Here is a 23,316-nt window from a genome sequence, read left to right on the forward strand (position 1 = left end):
CCTTTGCTAAGGCGCGGCGTGACCCTTGCGCCTTGAAGTCTCCGGTATGCGAAATCCGATCAACGACATTTCGCGCACCGGAAGATGGTGCAATTCATTGCGCAAAGACCGTCAACCGCAAAGGGCCTTGCGTCTTGCGAGCAACATTCTCGAAACCTTGTGGCATATGCGCAACATTTTGGCACAAACACGTGACAAATGGCGCAATGCCGTTAGCGACGACAAGCTCAGAACAGTGATATTGCCGCAACGTCGCAAAATTCAAACGCCTTGTAGAAGACAGTTTATTGCGCCCAATTGTGCAAACGCGGTCATCTATTGCGGTGCAGCCAAGCAGACTTGCCGAAGCGCGATGCATGTTGCTAACTTTGTCGCAGCCACGACAAGCATGGCGGCAAACAGGGGAACACGATGAGCGGCCCAAGAAGCACAGCCCTGAAATCCATCCTGGCCCTTGCATTGCTCCCACCCCTGTTCGCCCCCGTCGCCGCGTCAGCCGCCAAAAAGGCGGAAGAGACACCTCCGCCGCCCGAACTTTTCCAGCACCTTCTGGATTGCCGCACGATCACCGATGGCCCCGCGCGGCTGACCTGCTTCGATCGCCAGTCCGCTGCGCTGGACGACGCCATGCGCAAGAAGGAAATCGTGGTCGCCGACAAGCAGGCAGTGCAACGCGCCAAGCGCGGCCTGTTCGGCTTTGCCGCCCCGGTCGCCAAGCTGATGGGCTTCGGCGGGAGCGAGGATGACGCGAACGAGATCAAGGAAGTGTCGACGACGGTAGAAAGCGCCCGTCACAACGCCAACGGCTGGGTCGTGACTCTCGCCGACGGCAGCACGTGGGAACAGAACGACACGCGAGACTTCGTTCTGTCACCCAAGCCCGGCAATGAGGTCCGCATCACGCGCGGAGTTCTCGGCACGTACTTCGTGTCGGTTCACGGTCAGGCGGCGGTAAAAATGCGGCGCGTGCAATAATCCCGCGACATAGTCGCAGGACACCGCCCACGTAACAGAATTGCGTAAACGCGCTTCGCCCGCGGAATTTTCGCCACATCCAGTGTGCGAACTCGATCACAACGTTTCCGGAAGAATGGTAAATATACCGGAAATGCGCGAAAATCGGGGCATCAAACCTGTTACATAAACGCCACAAGATGAAATTCATTGCGCATTCAGGCTGCAAAACGGGTTGAATGCTGGCCGCCCGACAGCAACACAACGTCCCATTGCTGCGGGCATTTTCCGGTGCCTGTCAGCTGCATCCGGCTTCCTCTCCGCTTGGTCACGCTGCGGTAAGGCGGTCGCAACAAGGGACACACACGTGAAACTCACTCTGAAGAAGGCTGCCCTGCGGGGCGCCACGAGCCTGACGGCATTTGCCGTGCTGTGCTCGGCTCAGGCTTACGCGCAGGACGCCGCGCAGACTGACGCCGCAAAATCCGACGATGCCGATTCGGGCCAGGCCATCGTCGTCACCGGTTCGCGCATCAAGTCGGATCTGCCGACCACTGTGGCACCGGTTCAGGTCGTCACGTCGGAACAGATCCGCGACCAGGGCGTGGTCAACATCCAGGACGCGCTGCTGAAGAACCCGGTGTTCGGCACGCCGTCCTTCTCGCGTAGCAACTCGGGCTTCTTCACCTCGGGTGCCGGCGTCGCAACGGTTGACCTGCGCAACCTCGGCGTTGACCGCACGCTGGTCCTCGTCAACGGTCGCCGCGTCGTTTCGGGCGTTCCGGGCAGCAACGCCGTCGACCTCAACATGATCCCGACCCAGATGGTCGAGCGCGTCGAAGTCCTGACTTCGGGCAGTGCCTCGGCAGTCTACGGTTCGGACGCGGTTGCGGGCGTTGTGAACTTCATCCTCAAGGACAACTACCAGGGGATCGAAGCACACGCGCAGACCGGCATTTCGGGCGTGGGTGACAACTTCTCGCTCGATACCGGCGTGCTGCTGGGCGGCAACTTCGACGATGGTCGCGGCAACGTGACCATGTACATGGGCTATTCCCAGCAGGATGCGGTCTACTCGCGCAACCACAAGACCGAAGCCGGCAAGTCGGACACGGACGGCCTTTCGGCCATCTTCAACGGCGGCGACATTTTCACGCCTACCCAGCCGGTCTATTCGTCGTACGCTCCGCAAGGCGCGTTCTACACCGACAACAATGTTTTCACCTATAGCCCAACCGGCCAGTTGCAGCCATGCTTCACCGCAAGCGCGGCGACCTGCGGCAACGGCGCTGGCGTCGGCCCCAATGGCTACAACCGCATGGCTGTTCGCTATCTCGCGGTTCCGGTTCAGCGCTATCTCGGCAACGTCAATGCCCACTATGACCTGACCGATCACGTCACGGCGTTCTTCGAAGGTTCATTCGAAAGCGTCCACTCGAAGGCCAATATCGAGCCGTTCCCGTTCGACACTTCGTTCGCCTATAGCCCCGACGGCCAGATGCCGATCGAGACGATGTACAACGGCGTTGCCACTCGCAACCCCTTCGTGCCCGATGCGATCTACAACGACGCTTCGGACACCAATGGCGACGGTCTGAAGGACATCTACTTCTCCAAGCGCCTGACCGATTTCGGCCCGCGTACTTACCAGTCGACGCAGAACACCTACCGTGCTGTCGCCGGCCTGCGCGGCGATATCGCGCCGAAGTGGAACTTCGAGGTCTTCGGCAACTATGGCGAAACCAACGTTTCTCAGCATGGCACCGGTCAGATCAATGTCTTGAACTTCGCCTCTTCGCAGCAAGTCATTCCTGACGGCAACGGCGGCTTCATGTGCGCAGATCCCACCGCTCGTTCGCATGGCTGCGTCCCCGCCAACATCTACGGCACCAACAGCATGTCGGCCGCTGCGGTCGCCTATCTGGAAGCGCCGACGGCGTACCAGGCATACAACAAGGAAACCCAGGTCGGCGGCAACATCGTCGGTTCGATCAAGAATCCGCTGGGTGCGCGTGACATCGGCCTGACCTTCGGCACCGAGTATCGCCGCGAAGCACAGGACGCACGCTGGGATACGCTGACGAGCCAAGGCCTCAACGGCGGCAACCTGCTCGCACCCACCCACGGTTCGTTCGATCTTTACGAGTTCTATGGTGAAGCGCTTGTGCCGCTGATCAGCCAGGGCATCGTGGAAGATTTCTCGCTCCGCGGCGCTGCGCGCTATTCGCACTACAGCACCGTTGGCGGCACGTTCAGCTATAACTTCGGCGGCGAATTGGCGCCGATCCGCGACATCCGCTTCCGGGCGATGTACGCGAAGACCGTCCGCGCACCGAACATCAATGAGCTCTACTCGGGCGACGCGCAGGACTATCCCACGCTTGTCGATCCTTGCTCTGGCATCAAGGCAACCGGCGACGGCGCCCTCGGCGACAACTGCCGTGCGGCTCCGGGCGTGATGGCCAACATCGCGGCCAATGGTGCGTTCAAGGTTACCCAGTCCGACCTTCAGGGTGTTACCAGCTTCTCGCACGGTAACCCCAATCTGTCGGAAGAACGGGGCGAAACCCTGACGCTCGGTGCGGTAATCAATCCGCAGTCGATCCATGCGCTTCGCAACATGTCGCTGTCCGTCGATTACTACCGCGTGAAGATCAAGGATGCGATCGAGTTCACGGATCTCCAGTACATCCTCTCGCAGTGCTATAACGAGAGCAATACATCGTTCTGCGATTACGTGACCCGTCGCGATTCAGTCCAGGGTGCCAACAGCGCCGGTTCGCTGTATTCGGTCAACACGCAGCCGCTTAACAGCGGTGGTATATCGACTTCGGGTATCGACGTTGTGTTCAACTACGCACAGCCGTTCGATATCGGCAGCACTCGCCTGCGGACCAGCCTGAACGTCACTTACACGCATCTGTTCACCGGATATGAGATTCCGGTTCCGGGTGAAGCCAAGAACTACACCATCGGCGAAGTCGGTAATGCCCAGGACCGTTTCTCCACCATGGTCAACGTCGGCACTGACGTCTGGTCGCTGGCGCTGAACGGAACCTACATCGGCCCGTCGTGGATCGATGACCAGTTCGATGGCTACCACGCGTACAAGGTTCACTCCGAATTCTACCTGGGCGCCCAGGCGAAGTTCAACGTGAACGACGGCACCGAGTTCTTCGTCGGCGTGGACAACATGTTCGACAACTCGCCGATCTACATGGCGAGCGTGGCTGGTTCGACCACCGGTCAGCAGTCGGACACCGGTACCTACGACGCGCTTGGCCGTCGCTTCTACGCGGGTATCCGCGTCAAGATGTAAGGCTTGCGAAGGCGCCGGCCAGTCCGGCGCCTTCCTACCGAAAAAAGAAGGGGCGGAGCCTTGCGGCTCCGCCCCTTCTTTTGTTTGGCGTCAAACGGACGTCACGCTCACTGCACGCGCGTCACCACCGCAAGGCGATTGACCTTCTGGATCGTCAGCCGGTAGCCGCCGAGCGTTCCGCGCTTGACGGTCGCCTCCTGCCCGATCCGTGCCCAGGTCAGGATGTCGCTGCCATCGGTCACCTTCCAGACCATGCCGTTGTCGAACGTCACCTGCGTTGCGCTCAGCACGGCGATCTTGCTGGTGACATCCTCGACCGGCGCGGGAACGTCGGGTTGCTCGCGCGCGACCTTCTGCTTCTGCGTCTCGGTCAGTCCAAACGACGCGACCGGATCGGCAGGCGCCGCCGCTTTCTGCCCCTTGATGGGAATCGCATCGTAGCAGGCGAGCCGCTGCGCCGCATCGCCGATCGCACGGCACGACTCCAGCGGCGACGCCGCCAGCGCCGGACTTGCCCCCAGCATCGTCAACACCAAACCTGCCGCAATCTTGTTCATTCGGTCCTCGCTTTCGCACCAACCATACCGGCCCGACACCATAACGGAGCGCCCGGCGAGCGCCAGTTCTTCCCGCGCGAAAGCGCTGTCGTCACCCGATCTTCTTGTCCCACTACCCCCGGCCTTTCCCCCAAACAGAATGCCCCCCGGAGCATCGCTCCGAGGGGCATCAGATAGATCAACGCGCTCGATGATTATGCGACTGTGATCGCCAGGGCACCGTCGCCATCGTCGACATGGACGTGCGAGCCGTCGGGGATCTCGCCCGCCAGCAGCTTCTCTGCCAGCGGATCCTGCAGGTACCGCTGGACTGCACGCTTCAAAGGCCGCGCGCCGTAGACCGGGTCGTAGCCCACCCGGCCGAGCCAGCGCTTGGCCGCATCGGTCAGGTCGAGCGTGATCTTGCGATCCTTGAGCAGCTTCTGCACCCGCGAGACCTGGATATCGACGATCGGGCCCATGTGCTCCTGTCCAAGGCGGTGGAACAGCACGATCTCGTCGAGACGGTTGAGGAACTCGGGCCGGAAATGCCCGCGCACCACTTCCATCACTTGCGGCTCGACAGTTTCCACGTCCTGCCCTTCGTCAAGCTGGGCGAGGTACTGGCTGCCGAGGTTGCTGGTCAGGATGATCAGGGTGTTGGTGAAGTCCACCACCCGGCCCTGCCCATCGGTCAGGCGACCATCGTCCAGCACTTGCAGCAGGACGTTGAACACGTCCGAGTGCGCCTTTTCCACCTCGTCGAACAGCACGACCTGATAGGGCCGGCGCCGCACGGCTTCGGTCAGCACGCCGCCTTCCTCATAGCCGACATAGCCCGGAGGCGCACCGATCAGGCGGGCGACCGCGTGCTTCTCCATGAACTCCGACATGTCGATGCGCACCATCGCGCTGTCGTCGTCGAACAGGAAGCCGGCGAGCGCCTTGGTCAGTTCGGTCTTGCCGACGCCCGTGGGGCCGAGGAACAGGAACGAGCCTAGCGGCCGGTTCGGATCCTGCAAGCCCGCGCGGGCGCGGCGCACGGCCTTGGATACGGCAGCAACCGCATCCTTCTGGCCGATCACGCGCTGGCCGATCATCTCCTCCATCTTGAGGAGCTTCTCGCGCTCGCCTTCCAGCATCTTGTCGACCGGCACGCCGGTCCAGCGGCTGACGACGCCGGCGATGTCATCCTCGGTCACTTCCTCGCGCAGCAGGGCGTTTCCGGCCTGCGCCTGCGCTTCGGCCAGCTTGCGCTCCAGCGAGGGGATCGTGCCGTAGGACAGCTCGCCTGCCTTCGCGAGGTCACCATTGCGCTGCGCCTGTTCGAGCTCCAGCCGCGCAGAATCGAGCTGTTCCTTGATCTTGCCTTCGGCGGCGATCTTGTCGCGCTCGTTCTGCCAGCGGGTGGTCAGTTCGCTCGACTGCTGTTCCAGATTGGCCAGTTCCTCGCGCAGATTGACAAGGCGGTCCTTGGAAGCCTCGTCGGTCTCCTTGGCGAGCGCCATTTCCTCGATCTTGAGCTGGATGATCCGGCGGTCGAGCTTCTCGATCTCCTCGGGCTTGCTCTCCACTTCCATGCGGATGCGGCTGGCGGCCTCGTCCATGAGGTCGATCGCCTTGTCCGGCAGGAAGCGGTTGGTGATGTAGCGGTTGGAGAGCGTCGCCGCCGCCACCAGCGCCGCATCGGTGATGCGCACGCCGTGGTGCAGTTCGTACTTCTCCTTGAGGCCCCGCAGGATCGAGATCGTGTCCTCGACCGTCGGCTCGCCCACGAAGACCGGCTGGAAACGGCGCTGGAGAGCCGCGTCCTTCTCGACGTACTTCTGGTACTCGTCGAGCGTGGTCGCGCCGATACAGTGCAGTTCGCCGCGCGCAAGCGCCGGCTTCAGCAGGTTGCCCGCGTCCATCGATCCCTCGGAGGCGCCCGCGCCGATCAGCGTGTGCATCTCGTCAATGAACAGGATGATCTGGCCTTCCGCGCCCTTCACTTCGTCCAGCACGGCCTTCAGGCGTTCCTCGAACTCGCCGCGATACTTGGCGCCCGCGATCAGCGAGCCCATGTCCAGCGACATCAAGGTGCGGTCCTTCAGGCTGTCCGGCACGTCGCCATTGGCGATGCGCAGGGCGAGGCCCTCGACGATGGCGGTCTTGCCGACGCCGGGATCGCCGATGAGGACGGGGTTGTTCTTGGTGCGGCGGGCGAGGATCTGGATGGTGCGGCGGATCTCCTCGTCGCGGCCGATCACCGGGTCCAGCTTGCCCGAACGCGCCGCTTCGGTCAGGTCGCGCGCGTACTTGGCCATCGCGTCATAGGCGTTCTCGGCCCCCGCGCTGTCTGCCTTGCGGCCGCCGCGCAGATCGGTGATCGCCGCTTCCAGCGCCTGCGGGGTGAGATTGGCGGCCTTCAGCGCCTGCCCCGCCCCGGTCGTGGTGGCGAGGGCCAGCGCCAGCAGCATGCGCTCCACGGTGACGAAGCTGTCGCCCGACTTGGTGGCCAGCTGCTCCGCCTGATCCAGCACGCGCACGGCATCGTTGTCGAGCCCCGGCGAGGCCTGCGCCCCGCTGCCGGAGACGGCAGGCAGCTTGCCCAGCGCCTTGTCGACTTCCTGCACGGCGAAGTCCGGATTGCCGCCCGCGCGCTTGATAAGCCCGGCGGCCATGCCCTCGCTGTCTTCCAGCAGGGCCTTGAGGATGTGGTCCGGGCTGATGCGCTGGTGGTTCATGCGGATCGCAACCGTCTGCGCCGCCTGAAGGAAGCCCTTGGCCCGGTCAGTGAATTTTTCGAGATTCATGGTGTGAATTGCCTCCTGATCTCGATCATATAGTGTTGCATTATTGCAACACAAGCCATGCCATGATCTTTTTCGCGCCGCCCGGCGCGGAAAGAAGTGGTTGAATCACAAGAGCCGGAACCGGCCGGCCCCAAGATGGGTGTCCGCGCCGGGATTGCCACCCCCGATAACCCCGAAGCGCGCGGCAATTTATCCGGAGGCACCCGGATCAAACGTCGCCCCGGCGTTGAACGGGCTTGCCGCGCATGCAAATGCTTGGCGCTGCGCCGCCCATTGCCTAGCTTCGCGGGCCAGACCGAAATCAACGGGAAGAGGCATCGAGACGTGGCGAAATTCACCCCTCAGCAGGCAGCGGACGTCCTCGCAATCAAGCAGGTCATTTACGAGTGGGGCGACGAGCTCGACATCCACAACGGCCTTGAAATGCGCAATGCCAACGTGCTGGCCGAGGACGTGGCCTACAACGTGGGCGGCGAATGGCGCGAAGGGCTGAAGGCCGTGGAGGCCTTCTACAAGGGCCGCGCCGAAGCGCTGCGGGCCGGTGCCGGGCTGATGACCATGCGTCACATCATCAGCAGCCTGCGCGTCTCGTTCGACGATGCGGACAATGCCAAGGTCGGCTACCTCCTGTTGTTCTTCGCCGCGCAGGGCGAGGCACCGTTCAACACCTGCGATCCCCTCGCCGTTGCCGACGTGAAAATGGAATGCCGCCGCGACTCCGACGGCGAATGGCGCATCACGCGGTTCGATTCCGGCCAGATCTTCCGGCGCGGTTGAGGCCGCCTTAGCTCCAAGCGACGCAGACAAAGAAACCCGTCGTCCCCGCGAAGGCGGGGACCCCGCTTCCTTCTGACACGCTTTCGCATGGCGCAAGACAGCGGGGACCCCGCCTTCGCGGGGGCGACGGCGTGTTTGGGGCAAAGGCGGAGGGATTAAACCAGCACCATCTTGCCAAGCGATTGAAACACTGGCGAGGCGCGCCATACGTGCTAGACCTCAGCCCATGCGACCCGTTACCCGTACGAGCCTGCTCGCGCTCTCAGCCGCCCTGCTCCTCTCCGCCTGCGCCACCGCGCCGAGCACCGCGTCGAGCGCTGCGCCGCCGCCGGTCGCCGCCGCAGCAGCACCGCAGCCCGCCTCACCCGCGGCGCTCGTCTCCAAGGTCGACATTCCCTACGAGACATTCGTGCTGCCCAACGGGCTCACCACGATCGTCCATACCGATCGCAAGGCACCGATCGTCGGCGTCACGCTCTATTTCCATGTCGGCTCCAAGAATGAACCGCGCGGCAAGACCGGCTTCGCGCACCTTTACGAGCACCTGTTCTTCGGCGGATCGGCCAACGTGCCCGATTTCGACGTGCCGCTGGACGCCGCCGGATCCACGTCCAGCAACGGTTCCACCTCCTACGACCGCACCAATTACGTCGAGACCGTGCCCACCGGCGCGCTGCCGCTGGCGATGTTCCTCGAAAGCGATCGCATGGGCCACCTGCTGCCCGCCGTCACGCAGGACAAGCTCGACAAGCAGCGGGGCGTTGTCCAGAACGAGAAGCGGCAGGGCGACAATCAGCCCTACGGCCTCTTCGAGTACGCCCTGAACGAAGGCCTGCTGCCCATCGGCCACCCCTATCGCCACACCACCATCGGCTCGATGGCGGACCTCGACGCGGCGACGCTGACCGACGTGCGCACGTGGTTTACCGATCACTACGGCCCCAACAATGCCGTGCTGGTGCTTTCGGGCGATATCGACGCGGCCAGCGCCCGTCCGCTGGTGGAAAAGTGGTTCGGCGACATTCCGCGCGGCCCGGCCGTCGCGCCGGTCTCGGCGGGGCCCGTCACCCTGCCCGCGCCCGTCCACCGCGAGATCGCCGATCAGGTGCCTATGATGCAGTTGACGCGCAACTGGACCGGCCCGGGCCTCAACGATCCCGATGCGCCCGCGCTTCAGGTGGGCATGGATATCCTCGGCGGCCTTGCCAGTTCGCGGCTCGACAACGAACTGGTGCGCGGCCAGCAGCTTGCCGTGAGCGTGACCGCCTATGCGCAAGTGCTGGAAAGCGTCAGCTTCCTCACCATGGCGATGACCGTGAAACCGGGCGTGGACCGCGCCAAGGCCAATGCCGCCTTCGACAAGGTACTGGCCGACTTCCTGCGCGACGGCCCCACCGAAGACGAAGTCCGCCGCTCCGTGGTCAGCACGCTTTCGGACCAGATCGGCGGGCTCGAACGCGTCGGCGGTTTCGAGGGCAAGGGCGCGACTTTGGCCGAGGGCCAGGCCTATTCGGGCGATCCGGCCAAGTACAAGCATGACCTTGCCGCCATGGCCGCGCTGACCCCGGCGCAAGTCAAGGCGGCGATGAACACATGGCTCTCGCGCCCGGTCTACGCGCTGGACGTCGTGCCGGGCGAGCGCACGATGGACGGCGCCAAGCTCGGCGGCTGGGGCGATGAGGACAAGACGCCCGCCCCCAAGCCCGATCCGAAGCGCCCGGTAGCCCCGGTGCCGCCCGCACCGAAAGTCGCGGCCCCGCCGGTCGCCCCGGTCGGCGCCCTCGCCTTCCCGGCGATCGAGCGCGCCACGCTGTCGAATGGCATTCCCGTGGCGCTCGCGCGCCGCACCGCCGTACCCAAGGTGGTGCTGACGATGGACTTCGACGCCGGCTATGCGGCCGACGCGCTGGATACGCCGGGCACGCAGGGCCTGATGCTGTCGATGCTCGATCAGGGCACGACCAGCCTCGATGCCACCGGAATTGCCGAGGCGCAGGAACGTCTGGGCGCGGGCATCTCGATCGACGGCTCGCTCGATACGTCGAGCGCCTCGCTGACCGCGCTGACCGCCAACCTCGGCCCCTCGCTCGACCTGCTGGCCGACGTGGTGCGCAACCCGGCCTTCGCCCCGTCCGAGGTCGACCGCGTCAAGGCGCAGGCGCAGGCCGCGCTTTCGCAGGCGCAATCCTCACCCCCGGCACTTGCCCGCCGCGCGCTTGGCGCTGCGCTTTACGGCAGCCATCCCTATGCCCAGCCCAGCGACGGGCTGGGTCAGGCGGATACGCTGGCGGCGCTCACGCCCGACGCGCTCAGGGCCGCGCACGCCAAGTGGCTGCGCCCCGATCTTGCCCGCATCACCGTGGTCGGCGATGTGACCATGGACGAGCTGAAGCCCCTGCTCGAACGCGCCTTCGGTAACTGGCAGGCGCCGACGACACCCGCGCCGGTCAAGCCGATCAACGCGGCAGTGGCGGCCAGCCAGCCCCGCATCGTGCTGATCGACCGCCCGCATTCGCCGCAATCGGTGATCCTGGCTGGCCGCGTCCTGCCGATCACCGGCCGCACGCCCGACGGCGAGCCGCTGCAACTGGCCAACGAAGTGCTCGGCGGCGGCTTCCTGTCGCGCCTCAACAAGGACCTGCGTGAGGAAAAGGGCTGGTCTTACGGCGTCTACAGCGGCGTCACCAAGGCCTTGGGGCCAAGCGCCTTCACGCTCTCCGCCCCGGTCCAGTCCGACCGCACAGGCGACGCGATCAAGTCGATCATCGCCGACATGACCGCCTATCCGGCCACCAAGGCGATCACTGCCGAGGAATTCCAGCGCGTGACGGACGGCGCCATCCGCCAGCTTCCCAACTTGTTCGAAACCAATTCGCAAGTTGCCGGCGCGATCCGCCAGAACGACCGCCTCGGCCGGCCGGAGGACTACTACGTGACGCTGGCGGCCAAGTACCGGGGCATCGGCCAGCCCGCCGTGGCAGCCGCCGCAACACAGTACCTCCGTCCGCAAGGCCTTGTCTTCGTGATCGTAGGGGACCGCAAAGTGGTGGAGCCGCAGCTCAAGGGACTTGGCCTGCCGATCGAAATCCAGCAGGCGCCCAAGACGGATAACGCGGCGGGCGGCGACGAATCGCAATGACGCCGCGCTGCGCCAGTGTTGTGAACAGGAGAAACTGAATGTCGCTCGGGGGAACCTACGAATGCTCCACCAAGACCCCGATGGGTCATCAGAAGGGCACGCTGACCATCGTTCCCGAAGGTGACACCTTCACCGGACAGATCACCGGCGATCTCGGCACGATGGAGCTGAAGAACGGCACCATCAGCGGCAATACGCTGAGCTGGAAGATGAAGATGACCTCGCCGATGCCGATCGATCTCGATTGCAAGGCGACGGTGGAAGGGCAGACGCTCACCGGCACGATCAAGGCCGGGTTTTTCGGCACGATGGCGCTGAACGGTACGAAGACGAGCTGAGGTCGCGGGGCAGCTGAATGACGGCGGCCTGATGACGAGCCTGCCCGACTGAGCAGGCTCGTCCGGCCATATCCCCCTTCCGACCTACCTGACAAAACACCGTCATCCCCGCGAAGGCGGGGATCCCGCTTCTTCTTGCGGTGGCGCACAAGGAAGCGGGGCCCCCGCCTTCGCGGGGGCGACGGAGAGGTTTGGTGCAGGGACATATCTTTCTGGACCGAACAGGTACCGCCAGCGATGGTCCCCCTATTTCGTTGACGCTCTCACCAGACGCAAAAAGGGCCGGGAAGCGCATCCGCTTCCCGGCCCTTTTCAATCGGTACCGCAGTCCGTCAGCCCAGCTTGGCCTTCAGGATCTCGTTCACCACCTGCGGGTTGCCCTTGCCGGCCATGGCCTTCATCGTCTGGCCGACGAAGAAGCCAAACAGCGCAACCTTGCCTTCGCGGTACTGGGCGACCTTGTCGGCATTGGCGGCGAGGATCTCGTCCACCTTGGCCTCGATGGCGCCGGTGTCCGATTCCTGCTTCAGGCCTTCGCGCTCGACGATGACACCGGCGTTGTCGCCGGTCTCGAACATCGTTTCGAGAACCTGCTTGGCGATCGAGCCCGAGATCGTGCCCTTGCCCACCAGCGCCAGTAGTTCCGCCGCCTGTTCGTGGCTGATCGGCGAGTCTTCCAGCGACTTGCCCAGCTTGTTGAGCGCGCCGAAGAATTCCGAAATCAGCCAGTTGGCCGCCTGCTTAGCGACTTCGGCAGGCTGCTTGCCCTGTGCCGAAGCGGTTTCGGCCAGCAGTGCCTCGAACCATGCGAACGTATCGACATCGGCGGTCAGCACGGCGGCGTTGTAGGCCGAAAGGCCCAGTTCGCCTTCGTAGCGGGCGCGCTTGGCGTCCGGCAGTTCGGGCAGGCTCGCGCGGCATGCCTCAAGGAAGGCATCGTCGAGTTCGAGCGGCAGCAGGTCCGGATCGGGGAAGTAGCGATAGTCGTGCGCGTCTTCCTTCGACCGCATCGATCGCGTGGAGCCGGTCGTCGGATCGAACAGGCGGGTTTCCTGCACGATCTTGCCGCCGCTTTCCAGCACATCGACCTGACGGCTGGCCTCATGCTCGATCGTCTGCATGACGAAGCGCACGGAGTTGACGTTCTTGGTCTCGGTCCGGGTGCCGAACGGCTCGCCGGGCTTGCGCACCGAGACGTTGACGTCGCAGCGCATCGAGCCCTGATCCATGTTGCCGTCGCACGAGCCGACATAGCGCAGGATCTGACGCAGCTTTGCCACGTAAGCCCCGGCCTCTGCGGGCGAGGTCATGTCCGGGCGGCTGACGATTTCCATCAGCGCCACGCCGGAGCGGTTGAGATCGACGTAGGACATCGTCGGATGCTGGTCGTGCATCAGCTTGCCCGCGTCCTGCTCGACGTGGATGCGCTCGATGCCGATCACCTTGTCGGCCGGGATGCCCGCCTTCTCGTCCGCCTCGATGGTCAGCGATCCCTCGCCCACCAGCGGGTGGTAGAGCTGGCTGATCTGGTAGCCCTGCGGAAGGTCGGCGTAGAAGTAGTTCTTGCGATCGAAGCGCGACCACTTGTTGATCTGCGCCTCGATCGCCATGCCGGTCCGCACGGCCTGACGGATGCATTCGCGGTTCGGAACCGGCAGCATGCCCGGCATCGCCGCGTCGATCAGCGAGACCTGCGAGTTCGGCTCCGCGCCGAACGCCGTGGCAGAGCTGGAAAACAGCTTGGAGTTCGAGGTGACCTGCGCGTGGACTTCGAGGCCGATCACGACCTCCCAGTCACCGGTGGCGCCCTGGATGCGATAAGTGCTCATATTACCACCACTTTTCCGGCTTGGCCGCAAACTGCGCGCGCTGTTCCAGCGCGAGACCGGCGTTCAGCACGCCCTGTTCGTCGAAAGCCTTGCCGATGACCTGAAGACCCAGCGGCAGCCCTTCGCGGTTGAGCCCGGCCGGGACCGACATCGCCGGAAGACCCGCGAGCGAGGCGGGGACTGCGAAGACGTCGTTGAGGTACATCTTCAGCGGATCGTCGACGTTCTCGCCAAGGCCGAAGGCGGCCGAGGGCGCGGTCGGCGCGAGGATCACGTCGCACTGCTCGAAGGCCTTGGCGAAGTCCTGCGCGATCAGCGCGCGAACCTTCTGGGCCTGCGTGTAGTAGGCGTCGTAAAAACCGGCCGAGAGCACGTACGTGCCGATCAGGATGCGGCGCTTCACCTCGGGGCCGAAACCGGCGGCGCGGGTGGCGGCGTACATGTCCTGAAGGTTCGCACCGTCCGGCAGATCGCGCAGGCCGTAGCGCACGCCGTCATAGCGCGCGAGGTTCGACGAGGCTTCGGCCGGGGCGATGATGTAGTAGGTGGGCAGCGCGTACTTGGTGTGCGGCAGCGAGATCTCGACGATCTCCGCGCCCGCATCCTTCAGCCAGGCAATGCCGTCGTCCCACGACTTGGCGACATCGTCGTCCAGGCCATCGACGCGGTATTCCTTCGGAATGCCGACCTTCTTGCCCTTCATGTCGCCCGAGAGAGCGGCTTCCCAGTTCGGCACGGGGAGGTCGAGGCTGGTCGAATCCTTGGCGTCGAAACCGGCCATGGCTTCCAGCATGATTGCACAGTCCTGCACCGAGCGAGCCATCGGGCCTGCCTGGTCGAGCGAGCTGGCGAATGCCACCACGCCCCAGCGCGAGCAGCGGCCGTAGGTCGGCTTGATGCCGGTGGTGCCGGTGAAAGCGGCCGGCTGGCGGATCGAGCCGCCGGTGTCGGTACCGGTCGCCGCCGGGCAGAGACGCGCGGCCAGCGCAGCCGAGGAACCGCCCGAGGAACCGCCCGGAGCGAGGGCAGCATTGCCACCGTCATTGCGCTTCCACGGCGAGATCACGTTGCCGAAATAGCTGGTCTCGTTCGACGAGCCCATGGCGAACTGGTCAAGGTTGAGCTTGCCCAGCATGCCCGCACCGGCATCCCACAGCTTCTGCGAGACGGTCGATTCGTACTGCGGCTTGAAGCCTTCCAGCATGTGGCTGGCGGCCGTGGTCTGCACGTCGAAGGTGGCGAACAGGTCCTTCATGCCGATCGGCACGCCGCCCATCTTGCCCAGAGCCTCGCCCTTGGCACGCTTGGCGTCGGTGGCCTGCGCGGCCTCGATCGCCTTTTCGGGCGTGGCGATGATGAAGGCGTTGAGCGCTTCCTGCGCGGCGGCGACGTTGGCGTTGAACGCCTCGGCCACTTCGACGGCGGTGAAATCGCCCCCCGCAACGCCGTCGCGGATCTGCGCGACGCCGAGTTCCGTAAGTTCAGTCATGCTGCAATCCAGCCGTTGTGTGCCGCCAGTGCTTCGACAAGCTCAGCACGAGCGGGGAAAAATATGTCCCTGTTCCCCGACCCGCTCATCCTGAGCCTGTCGAAGGATGGGAATACGAGGCGTTCCGCCGATATCACTCGATAACCTTGGGCACGCCGAAGAAGCCGTGCTGCGCGGCAGGCGCATTGGCCAGAACCGCATCGCGCTTGTCGCCGCCGGTCAGCGGATCGGCATCGATCACGTCGTCGCGCAGGCGCAGCGTGTTAGGGATGACGGCGGTCATCGGCTCGACTTGCGAGGTATCGACTTCGCCGAGTTGCTCGACCCAGGCGAGAATGCCGTTGAGTTCGGGGACCATCGCCTCGATTTCAGCCTCGCTCACCTTGATGCGGGCAAGGCTGGCGATCTTCGCAACGGTTGCGGTATCGACCGACATGGCGTTCCTTCAGTTTTGACCGGCACCGCACCGGAAACGCGCGGACGCCATAAGTTCAGGCCGGGCAGCTAGCACCCGGCCCGAATTGCTTCAAGCATCGAGCGGCCCCGAAAGGCCGCCGACGGCTTTATTGCTTGGGTTGTTGTGCAGCCGGCTGGCCGGCAGGAGCGCCCTGCTGCCCCGCCTGTTGCTGCGCCTGAACCGCCGCCATCATCTGTTCGAATTCGGCATGGGTCTTCCAGTCGATCAGCTGGACTTCGAACACGAGGTCCGAGTTCGGCGGGATCGGGCCGGACCCTTCCGCGCCGTAGCCGAGCGCGGCGGGGATCGTCAGGCGATAGGAACCGCCGCGCTGCATCTGCACGAGGCCCTGCGCGAAACCGGGTACCACGTCGGCAACCGCCATCGGCGTCGCATCCGACTGGTCGAACACGGTGCCGTCCTTGAGCATGCCCTTGTAGGCGACGAGCACGTAGTCCTCGGCTGAAGGCTTGGCGCCCTCACCGGCGGTCAGGGTTTCGACCTTGACCGTGGGTGCGGCAGCGGTGGCTGCGGCAGGTGCGGCCGCTGCCGGAGCAGCCGCATGGGCAGCCACCGGCGCCATGAGCGCGAATGCGAGAGCGATCGGGGCGATCTTCACTGCGGCGGCGATCAAGGCTGGACCGGCGCTTCGGCCGGGGCGCCTGCGGTCATACCGCCCGGCATGCCGCCCGGAACCGCGCCGGCGGCAGCGCCGCCCTGCTGCATCTGCATCTGCTGAAGCTGCTGCAGGATGCGCTGCTGCTGTTCGATCTCTGCCCGGCTCTTGAAGTCGATCAGCTGGATCTCGAAGTGCAGGTTGGTGTTCGGCGGGATCGGGCCTGCGCCCTTGTCGCCGTAGCCCAGCGCCGCCGGGATCTCGACATTGTAGGTGCCGCCGCGCTGCATCTTGACCAGCGCCTTGCCGAAGCCGGGAACGACTTCCGCCAGTGCCATCGGCACGCCCTTCTGCTGGTCGAAGACCTTACCGTCGGGCAGCGTGCCCTTGTAGTTGATCAGCACCACGTCATCCATGGTGGGCGATTCGCCCGATCCGGCCTTGATCGTCTCGACGCGCACGGAAGGCGGCAGGGCCGCATAGGCAATACCACCGGCGGCCAGCGCGATGGCGGCAACGCCGATCCAGATCTTGGCAACGGCGCCCTTGGCAATCGGCTGCAGCGGGACGCGGGTGATCTCTGTCATGGAGCCTTCCTGGTTTCTCTTGTGGCGCCTGCGCGCGCGCATTGGGACGCGGATACGCAAAAGGGCACGGATTCGTCCGCGCCCTCATGGATCAGGAAATCGCGGTCATCAAGCGATTAAGCCGCATTCGCGGATCGCAGATTCGCGGATCGCGGGCGCGCAGCCTGAACAGACGCAGCTTGCACGCACGATGCCCGAATCGGCACGGCCCGCGACCCTCGCCCGGCGCCATGCAGAACGGATGTTCCATGGCGGCCGGATGAGAGCACGGGCCGGTGCTGTCAGGCGCAGGCGGAGGCCCGCGCCCCTTCAGGCAAATGCCTTACTTGACGCCGTCACGCTCGAGACGCTTGCGCTCCAGCTTGCGAGCGCGGCGAACGGCAGCAGCCTTTTCACGCGCACGCTTCTCGGAGGGCTTCTCGAAGTGGCGACGCAGCTTCATCTCGCGGTAAACGCCTTCACGCTGCAGCTTCTTCTTGAGAGCCCGAAGAGCCTGATCGACGTTGTTGTCGCGGACGAGAATCTGCATAAACCGACACACCTCACAAATCGAAAGCACTGTTTCCGCATTCCGACGCGGAAGGTGCCTTGGGAAAACACGAAAATACGCCGAATCCCGTGGGAGGTCGGCTCGAAGTTGGGCGCCGCTAGCACCAACAGGGCTGCAAGGCAAGCTATCTCGGCTCAATTCGAGCCCGGAAAAGCGCCCTCCGCCGGGCACGGCGACCCGACGGAAGACTTTCTACACCATTACCGCCGATCAGGCCAGTTGATCGACGATCAGGCCGGAAGCCGAGGCTTCGTTGATGCCGGAGGCCGAGTAAGTGCTGCTCGTACCCTGATTGTCCTTCAGATTCTGGATGAAGCTGAGGATCGCGTTGAGCGCGGTATCGGTGTCATCGGTGGAATCGGTCGACGTCGTGGACGTGGTCGAATCAGTAGAGGTCGAATCGTCCGTATCGTCGCTGTCGTCGGTCGACTGCGTGCGGTGCGCGTGGTGTGCGCCATGGGCGCCGTGCGGGCCGCCCGCGCCGCCGGGACCACCGGGGCCGCCAGGACCGCCAGGACCGCCCATGCCTTCGACGCCGTCCTGCGTCTCGTCAGTGCCGGTCGAAGCGGCGGCATCCGTGGAGCCCGACGAGGAAGCCGAAGGACCCTGCGCGAACAGCGACTGAAGCGTGCTCGCCTGATCGTCGGTCAGCGTGCCCGCCGAAACCTGATCGGAAATCAGCGAATCGATGCGATCCTTCATCTGCGAGGGATCGAGGCGGCTGCCCGAAGAACTGCCCGAACCCGACGTCAGCGAACTGTCGATCGAATCGAGCGCCGATTCCATGGCACTGGCGTCGGTATCGGTGATGGTGCCGTTGCTGACCGCAGAGGCGACCTTGTTGTCCATATCCTTGCGGGGATTGAACAGAGCGCTGAGCGCGCTCGTGGCGGATGAGACTTGCATAGGATATCTCCTTGCGGAGTGGGGTCGCACCCGGGCTCTTTATAGAGGGCCATGCCCTGCAAACGGTCAAAGCGCGGACAAGTATCTGCACGGATGTCGAGCGGGGCTTCCACCACGATTGGAAATCCGCGCATTCGCGGCTAAGGCGGGCCCATGCCCCAACCCTCCTTCCTCCTCGCCTCCTGTCTGGTGGCGCTGGGCGGCGCGATCGGCTCATGGCTGCGCTTCGGCGTGGGCTATGGCTGGACCGTTCTGCTTGGCCCCACCCGCGCACTGGCGTTTCCCTACGGCACGCTCACCGTGAACGTCGTCGGCAGCCTTGCCATGGGCTTGCTGATCGGCTGGCTCGGCCGCGTCATGCCCAGTGGGACGGTGGGTGGAGAAAACCTGCGCCTTCTGCTAGGCGTCGGCGTGCTTGGGGGCTTCACAACATTTTCGTCCTTCAGCCTGGACACTGTCGCGCTTGCCCAGCGCGGCCATCCGGGCCTTGCCGTGTTTTACGTCGCGATTTCTCTGGCCGCCGGCCTCTGCGCGCTGTTCCTCGGCCTTACCTTGATGAGGAGCGCAGCATGAGCCGTGCCGATAATTCCGATTCCGTCCGCCAGTTCACCGTCGGCCACGACGACGAGGGCGTCCGCCTTGACCGCTGGTTCAAACGTCATCTGCCGCAAGTCGGCTTCGCGATGGTCTCGCGCTGGGCGCGTACCGGCCAGCTGCGTGTCGACGGCAAGCGCGCCGATGTCGATACCCGCCTTTCCGCCGGGCAAGTCCTGCGCGTGCCGCCGGGCGGCGAGGCCAAGCCCGGCCTTGGCGCCCCCCGCCCGCGCCGCGAACTGACCGAGGAAGAGATCGCGCTCGCCGATTCGATGGTCCTGACGCAAGACCGCGCGGCCATCGTGCTCAACAAACCCCCCGGCCTTGCCACGCAGGGCGGTTCGGGCATGAAAGAGCACGTCGACGGCCTGCTCGACGCCTATGTCGACAAGGGCCCGCGCCCGCGCCTTGTCCACCGGCTCGACAAGGACACCTCGGGCGTCCTGCTGATCGCCCGCACGCCGGGCAGCGCCTCGTTCTTCTCCAAGCGCTTTTCGGGGCGCACCGCGAAGAAGATCTACTGGGCGCTGGTGGTGGGCGTGCCCAGCATCAACGACGGCATGATCGAACTGCCCATCGCCAAGCAGCCGGGCACCGGCGGCGAGAAGATGCACGTTGACGAGGAAGGCGGCCAGTCCGCCCGCACCCGCTACCGCGTGCTGGACCGTGCGGGCAACCGCGCCGCCTGGGTGGAACTGCACCCGCTGACGGGCCGCACCCACCAGCTGCGCGTCCACATGGCGGCGATCGGCCACCCGATCGTCGGCGACGGCAAGTACGGCGGGCAGGAAGCGTTCCTGTCGGGCACGATCAGCCGCAAGATGCACCTCCACGCGCGCCGCCTGATCATTGAGCATCCGGACGGCACCCCGCTGGACGTGACCGCCCCCCTGCCCGAGCACTTCGCCAATTCGATGGCCTCGCTCGGCTTCGACGAGGCGGATGGCGCGGAGTTGCCCGAAGGTCCGGCCGTGTTCGGCAAGGAAGACGAGAAGCGCGTCGCCAAGGCTCACGCCAAGCAGTACCGCAAGGAACGCCGCGGCGAACGCCGTTCGCGCCGTGACGGCGGCGCCGAACGCCCCGGCTCGCGCGGGAAGCCCAGCGGGAAGCCGGCCGGCAAGCCGAGCGGCCCGAAAGCCGGTCCGCGCAAGGCCGCAACCGGGAAGCCGGTCGCTGCCAAGCCGGGCGTTCGCAAGCCTGCTGGCCCGGGCAGGCCCGCTGGCGGCGCCGGCGGCAAGCCCGCCGGTCGTCCGAGCGGCGGCGCACCGCGCGGCAAGCGCTGATGCATCCCAACGCGCAGTTCCGTCCGGCCGACCGTGCCATGGTCGAGACGCTGGTTGACGAGATCGGCTTCGGCATGGTCTTCGCAGCCACGCCGGACGGACCGCGCGTTGCCCATACCCCCCTGCTCCGGACCGGCGACGGCGCCGTGCAGTTCCATCTGGCGCGCGGCAATGCCCTCACCCGCCACATTGCCGGGACGACCGTGCTGGCCGTGGTGAACGGGCCCGACGCCTATGTTTCGCCGCGCTGGTATGCCGATGGCGGGCAAGTCCCGACGTGGAACTACGTCAGCGTCGAAATGGAAGGCCGCGTGCGCCGGATGGACGACGAGGGCCTGATGGGCCTGCTGGAAGCCCTGTCCGCCCGCAACGAAGCGCGCGTCAGCCAGGGCGAAGTCTGGACCATGGGCAAAGTGCCGCCCGGCCATCTGGCCAAACTCAAGGCCGGAATCGTCGGCTTCGAGATGGAAGTCCAGGCTTGGCGCCCCACCTTCAAACTCTCCCAGAACAAGCCCGCTGACGAACGCGAACGCGTCGCGCTGGGGCTCGAAGCGGAGGGATCGCGCGCGATGGCGCAGCTTATGCGGGACCTTGTTGAATGAAACTCGCCATTTTCGATTGCGACGGCACGCTGGTCGACGGACAGGCGCCGATTTGCGAGGCCATGGAGGCGAGCTTTGCGGAATTCGGCCTCCCTGCCCCCTCGCGCGGGCTGATCCGCCGCGCGGTCGGCCTTTCGCTGCCGCAGGCGATCCGCCAGCTCTTGCCCGAAAGCAACGAGGCGCAGCAGAACGCCATGGCCGAGGCCTACAAGCTGGCATTCCGCGCCGCGCGCGAGGAGGGCCGCGTCTCGCAGCCGCTGTTCCCCGGCATCGACGAGACGCTGCGTGCGCTGCACGGCGCCGGTTGGACGCTGGGCGTCGCCACCGGTATGTCCGATCGCGGGCTGACGCACTGCCTTGCCGCCAACGGCATCACCGACCTGTTCGTCACGCTCCAAACCGCAGACCGCCACCCCTCCAAGCCGCATCCCGCGATGCTGGAGGAAGCGATCTTCGAAGCCGGGGCGCAAGCCAGCGAAACCGTGATGATCGGCGATACCGCCTATGACATGCGGATGGCGGCCAACGCCGGAACGCGCGGCATCGGCGTCGACTGGGGCTATCACCACCCGGAGGAACTGATCGCCGCCGGGGCGGAGATCGTCGTCGAAACCCCGCGCGCGCTGCTGGAGCACCTGATCGCATGACCACGAACGAGACCGATCCTGCCCGAGATCCTGCACGCAGGCGCTGGGCCACTATCCAGCTCGTCCGCATCTTCGGCGTCGCCTGCGTGGTGGGCGGCATGATGATCGGTTCGGGCAAGCTGAACCTCCCGCTCTGGGTCGGATATGTCCTCATCGCCAATGGCCTTGTCGACGTTTTCGTCATCCCCACCATGCTCGTGCGCAAATGGCGCAGCCAAGACTGACGGACATCTGAAGTGAAGCGTTTCTACAAGGAAGCAACCGTCTCCGGGACGGAAGATGGCTGGCGCGTGCTGCTCGACGGGCGCGGTATCAAGACCGCCGGCGGCCGCCCGCAAGTGGTTCCCACTCCGGCGCTCGCCGAGGCGCTCGCCGCCGAATGGGCCGCGCAGGGCGAGGAGATCGACCCGGGCACGTTCCCGCTGCGCGATCTGGCCGACTTCGCGGTCGATGTCGTAATCCCGGATCGCGCGCTCGCCGTGCGCGAGATCCTGCCCTATGCCGAGACCGACACGCTCTGCTACCGCGCCGATCCCGAGGATGCGCTGTTCGCGCGGCAGCTTGCGGTGTGGGAGCCCTTGCTGGCCGCTGCCGAGCAGCGCCACGGCCTGCGCTTCACGCGCGTTTCGGGGATCGTCCACAAGGCACAGCCCGCCGAGACGCTGGCGCAACTGGAAGCCACGCTTGGGGCGCAGGACGCCTTCACGCTGGCGTCGCTGAAGATGCTGTCCAGTCTGGCCCACTCGCTGGTGGTCGCGCTGGCGGCCATCGAGCCCGGCGCCGACGCCGAAGCGCTGTGGAAGGCCGCCAATCTCGAGGAGGACTGGCAGGTCGAACTCTGGGGCGAGGACTGGGAAGCCGCCGAACGCCGTGCCGCGCGCTTTGCCGCTTTTACGCTGGCGATGGACTTTGTCCGGCTGGCTCGGGCGGGCTGAACCGCTGGGTTTTGTCGCAAGAAAAGCGGGGTCCCCGCCTTCGCGGGGACGACGGAGTTTTTTTGCGAGAAGTTCGCGTGCCCCCGCCGGGGAACTTCAGCCTCGCCGGAACGATAGAGTTCGCACCACCTGCCACAACGACGTGACAGGAAAAGCCTCCCAAAAGGCGCGATGATCTGTTGTCCGCACAAGCCAACCAACAGCCCGTCATCCCCGCGAAGGCGGGGATCCCGCTTCTCTTGCGGCGGAGAGCGAGCCTATAAAAACAGGAAAACCCGCCCCGGCTGAACCGGAGCGGGCATCCCTCACGGAGCACGGCGTTGCCGCCGTGCCTTCCCGCTCTTCTTGAGATCAGAACTTCACGCCGAGACCGGCCAGCGCGTAGTGGCGGCTGACGCCCTTCTCGTAGTTCGAGTAGTTGTACTCGACCTTGCCGAACAGGTTGCCGCCGAAATCGTGCTCGAAACCGGCGCCGACGCGGAAGCCGTCGACGTTGGTACCGGCGCTATCCTTGTTCACACCGTCGTCGTAAGTCGCGCGCAGACGGGCGTTGGTGTAGCCGCCAAGGACGTAAAGCTTGGTGTCGGCACCGACATTGGTGCCCACGCGAGCGACAACGGCAAGGTCGCGACCGGTGCGGACGCAAAGCTTGTCACCGGCGGAGAGCAGGTCGTGCTCGCATTCCTTGGTGGTGCTGTCCGAAACGCTGGCCTGGATGCCGAAGAACAGCGCTTCGCGGGCCTGCACGTCGTAGCCGGCGGCCACGCCATAAGTCAGGCCTTCCGACGATCCGCCATTGACGGAAACGCTGTCGAGCCCGGTCTGAGCCTGAACATAGGCCTACGCGTTGGCAGCGGCCGGAACGGCAAAAAGGGCGGCGGCAGCGCCGAGAAGGGCGATCTTGTTCATGGTATGCTCCTGCATTCTACTTGCCCCGCAACATTCGTGGCGGCGAGGTCGGGG

The 23,316-nt window shown here is 65.1% G+C and carries 21 protein-coding genes and 1 pseudogene; 12 read left to right on the forward strand and 10 right to left on the reverse strand.

Annotation, left to right across the window (positions count from 1 at the left end; all coding sequences use genetic code 11):
• Positions 1–25: 25 nt before the first annotated feature.
• From EDF56_RS09005 to EDF56_RS09015, 3 genes are all read left to right on the forward strand, one after another.
• A complete protein-coding gene (locus EDF56_RS09005; RefSeq protein ID WP_132386532.1) occupies positions 26–415 on the forward strand; it encodes a hypothetical protein in 390 nt (129 codons plus the stop codon).
• A 44-nt stretch (positions 416–459) separates the two neighbouring features.
• On the forward strand, positions 460–975 hold the full coding sequence (locus EDF56_RS09010; RefSeq protein WP_165912149.1) for a hypothetical protein: 516 nt from the start codon (positions 460–462) through the stop codon (positions 973–975).
• Between the two features lie 346 nt (positions 976–1,321).
• Positions 1,322–4,273 (forward strand): TonB-dependent receptor, encoded by a 2,952-nt coding sequence (locus tag EDF56_RS09015; protein ID WP_165912150.1) that lies wholly within the window; start codon positions 1,322–1,324, stop codon positions 4,271–4,273.
• 107 nt (positions 4,274–4,380) lie between these two features.
• Here EDF56_RS09015 and EDF56_RS09020 read toward each other — a convergent pair whose 3' ends face one another.
• Positions 4,381–4,830 (reverse strand): hypothetical protein, encoded by a 450-nt coding sequence (locus tag EDF56_RS09020; protein WP_132386538.1) that lies wholly within the window; start codon positions 4,828–4,830, stop codon positions 4,381–4,383.
• Between the two features lie 194 nt (positions 4,831–5,024).
• Entirely contained in the window at positions 5,025–7,604 is a 2,580-nt protein-coding gene (gene clpB, locus EDF56_RS09025; protein ID WP_132386540.1) for an ATP-dependent chaperone ClpB, read from the reverse strand.
• Between the two features lie 135 nt (positions 7,605–7,739).
• On the opposite strand from clpB, the gene EDF56_RS09030 reads away from it, so the two are divergent.
• From EDF56_RS09030 to EDF56_RS09040, 3 genes are all read left to right on the forward strand, one after another.
• Positions 7,740–8,381, forward strand: a complete 642-nt coding sequence (locus EDF56_RS09030; protein WP_243652506.1) for a nuclear transport factor 2 family protein — start codon at positions 7,740–7,742, stop codon at positions 8,379–8,381.
• Positions 8,382–8,607: 226 nt separating this feature from the next.
• Complete coding sequence (locus EDF56_RS09035) at positions 8,608–11,520, forward strand: pitrilysin family protein (RefSeq protein ID WP_132386544.1); 2,913 nt, start codon at positions 8,608–8,610, stop codon at positions 11,518–11,520.
• Positions 11,521–11,558: 38 nt separating this feature from the next.
• A complete protein-coding gene (locus EDF56_RS09040) occupies positions 11,559–11,858 on the forward strand; it encodes a hypothetical protein (protein WP_132386546.1) in 300 nt (99 codons plus the stop codon).
• A gap of 332 nt (positions 11,859–12,190) precedes the next feature.
• On the opposite strand, the gene gatB is transcribed toward EDF56_RS09040, so the two are convergent.
• From gatB to EDF56_RS09075, 7 genes are all read right to left on the reverse strand, one after another.
• Entirely contained in the window at positions 12,191–13,687 is a 1,497-nt protein-coding gene (gene gatB, locus EDF56_RS09045; protein WP_132386548.1) for an Asp-tRNA(Asn)/Glu-tRNA(Gln) amidotransferase subunit GatB, read from the reverse strand.
• Between the two features lies 1 nt (position 13,688).
• Positions 13,689–15,176 (reverse strand): Asp-tRNA(Asn)/Glu-tRNA(Gln) amidotransferase subunit GatA, encoded by a 1,488-nt coding sequence (gene gatA, locus EDF56_RS09050; RefSeq protein ID WP_132386550.1) that lies wholly within the window; start codon positions 15,174–15,176, stop codon positions 13,689–13,691.
• Positions 15,177–15,309: 133 nt separating this feature from the next.
• Positions 15,310–15,612, reverse strand: coding sequence for an Asp-tRNA(Asn)/Glu-tRNA(Gln) amidotransferase subunit GatC (gene gatC / locus EDF56_RS09055; RefSeq protein ID WP_132386552.1), 303 nt, complete (start codon positions 15,610–15,612; stop codon positions 15,310–15,312).
• A gap of 127 nt (positions 15,613–15,739) precedes the next feature.
• Complete coding sequence (locus EDF56_RS09060; RefSeq protein WP_243652507.1) at positions 15,740–16,267, reverse strand: FKBP-type peptidyl-prolyl cis-trans isomerase; 528 nt, start codon at positions 16,265–16,267, stop codon at positions 15,740–15,742.
• The gene (locus tag EDF56_RS09065; RefSeq protein ID WP_132386554.1) at positions 16,264–16,836 is read right to left on the reverse strand and encodes an FKBP-type peptidyl-prolyl cis-trans isomerase; all 573 of its coding nucleotides are present in this window, start codon (positions 16,834–16,836) and stop codon (positions 16,264–16,266) included. The genes EDF56_RS09060 and EDF56_RS09065 overlap by 4 nt, the downstream gene beginning before the upstream one ends.
• A gap of 322 nt (positions 16,837–17,158) precedes the next feature.
• On the reverse strand, positions 17,159–17,365 hold the full coding sequence (gene rpsU / locus EDF56_RS09070) for a 30S ribosomal protein S21 (RefSeq protein ID WP_132386556.1): 207 nt from the start codon (positions 17,363–17,365) through the stop codon (positions 17,159–17,161).
• A gap of 231 nt (positions 17,366–17,596) precedes the next feature.
• The gene (locus EDF56_RS09075; protein ID WP_132386558.1) at positions 17,597–18,292 is read right to left on the reverse strand and encodes a hypothetical protein; all 696 of its coding nucleotides are present in this window, start codon (positions 18,290–18,292) and stop codon (positions 17,597–17,599) included.
• Positions 18,293–18,445: 153 nt separating this feature from the next.
• Between EDF56_RS09075 and crcB the strand changes: the two genes are divergently transcribed.
• From crcB to EDF56_RS09105, 6 genes are read left to right on the forward strand one after another with little or no spacing between them, the layout of a single operon-like run.
• Positions 18,446–18,865 carry a fluoride efflux transporter CrcB gene (crcB, locus tag EDF56_RS09080; protein ID WP_132386560.1) on the forward strand — a complete coding sequence of 140 codons (420 nt, stop codon included), beginning with the start codon at positions 18,446–18,448 and terminating at the stop codon, positions 18,863–18,865.
• Entirely contained in the window at positions 18,862–20,169 is a 1,308-nt protein-coding gene (locus tag EDF56_RS09085; RefSeq protein WP_132386562.1) for an RluA family pseudouridine synthase, read from the forward strand. The genes crcB and EDF56_RS09085 overlap by 4 nt, the downstream gene beginning before the upstream one ends.
• Positions 20,169–20,771 (forward strand): FMN-binding negative transcriptional regulator, encoded by a 603-nt coding sequence (locus EDF56_RS09090; protein WP_132386564.1) that lies wholly within the window; start codon positions 20,169–20,171, stop codon positions 20,769–20,771. Before EDF56_RS09085 ends, EDF56_RS09090 begins: the two co-directional genes overlap by 1 nt.
• Positions 20,768–21,418, forward strand: coding sequence for an HAD-IA family hydrolase (locus EDF56_RS09095; RefSeq protein WP_132386566.1), 651 nt, complete (start codon positions 20,768–20,770; stop codon positions 21,416–21,418). The genes EDF56_RS09090 and EDF56_RS09095 overlap by 4 nt, the downstream gene beginning before the upstream one ends.
• On the forward strand, positions 21,415–21,642 hold the full coding sequence (locus tag EDF56_RS09100) for a hypothetical protein (protein ID WP_132386568.1): 228 nt from the start codon (positions 21,415–21,417) through the stop codon (positions 21,640–21,642). Before EDF56_RS09095 ends, EDF56_RS09100 begins: the two co-directional genes overlap by 4 nt.
• A gap of 12 nt (positions 21,643–21,654) precedes the next feature.
• Entirely contained in the window at positions 21,655–22,353 is a 699-nt protein-coding gene (locus tag EDF56_RS09105; RefSeq protein ID WP_132386570.1) for an ATP12 family protein, read from the forward strand.
• 351 nt (positions 22,354–22,704) lie between these two features.
• Here the strand turns inward: EDF56_RS09105 and EDF56_RS09110 are convergent.
• Positions 22,705–23,178: pseudogene (locus EDF56_RS09110) on the reverse strand (outer membrane beta-barrel protein); the annotation flags it as partial.
• Between the last annotated feature and the right edge of the window lie 138 nt (positions 23,179–23,316).

Origin of the sequence: Novosphingobium sp. PhB165 (assembly GCF_004341845.1) — a bacterium.
Lineage (GTDB): Bacteria > Pseudomonadota > Alphaproteobacteria > Sphingomonadales > Sphingomonadaceae > Novosphingobium.

Bases quoted from the DNA above. Each gene is read 5' to 3' on its own strand.
- EDF56_RS09020 (WP_132386538.1), bottom strand. From the start codon at position 4,830: ATGAACAAGATTGCGGCAGGTTTGGTGTTGACGATGCTGGGGGCAAGT.
- clpB (WP_132386540.1), bottom strand. From the start codon at position 7,604: ATGAATCTCGAAAAATTCACTGACCGGGCCAAGGGCTTCCTTCAGGCG.
- EDF56_RS09030 (WP_243652506.1), top strand. From the start codon at position 7,740: ATGGGTGTCCGCGCCGGGATTGCCACCCCCGATAACCCCGAAGCGCGC.
- EDF56_RS09035 (WP_132386544.1), top strand. From the start codon at position 8,608: ATGCGACCCGTTACCCGTACGAGCCTGCTCGCGCTCTCAGCCGCCCTG.
- EDF56_RS09040 (WP_132386546.1), top strand. From the start codon at position 11,559: ATGTCGCTCGGGGGAACCTACGAATGCTCCACCAAGACCCCGATGGGT.
- gatB (WP_132386548.1), bottom strand. From the start codon at position 13,687: ATGAGCACTTATCGCATCCAGGGCGCCACCGGTGACTGGGAGGTCGTG.
- gatA (WP_132386550.1), bottom strand. From the start codon at position 15,176: ATGACTGAACTTACGGAACTCGGCGTCGCGCAGATCCGCGACGGCGTT.
- gatC (WP_132386552.1), bottom strand. From the start codon at position 15,612: ATGTCGGTCGATACCGCAACCGTTGCGAAGATCGCCAGCCTTGCCCGC.
- EDF56_RS09065 (WP_132386554.1), bottom strand. From the start codon at position 16,836: ATGACAGAGATCACCCGCGTCCCGCTGCAGCCGATTGCCAAGGGCGCC.
- rpsU (WP_132386556.1), bottom strand. From the start codon at position 17,365: ATGCAGATTCTCGTCCGCGACAACAACGTCGATCAGGCTCTTCGGGCT.
- EDF56_RS09075 (WP_132386558.1), bottom strand. From the start codon at position 18,292: ATGCAAGTCTCATCCGCCACGAGCGCGCTCAGCGCTCTGTTCAATCCC.
- crcB (WP_132386560.1), top strand. From the start codon at position 18,446: ATGCCCCAACCCTCCTTCCTCCTCGCCTCCTGTCTGGTGGCGCTGGGC.
- EDF56_RS09085 (WP_132386562.1), top strand. From the start codon at position 18,862: ATGAGCCGTGCCGATAATTCCGATTCCGTCCGCCAGTTCACCGTCGGC.
- EDF56_RS09090 (WP_132386564.1), top strand. From the start codon at position 20,169: ATGCATCCCAACGCGCAGTTCCGTCCGGCCGACCGTGCCATGGTCGAG.
- EDF56_RS09095 (WP_132386566.1), top strand. From the start codon at position 20,768: ATGAAACTCGCCATTTTCGATTGCGACGGCACGCTGGTCGACGGACAG.
- EDF56_RS09100 (WP_132386568.1), top strand. From the start codon at position 21,415: ATGACCACGAACGAGACCGATCCTGCCCGAGATCCTGCACGCAGGCGC.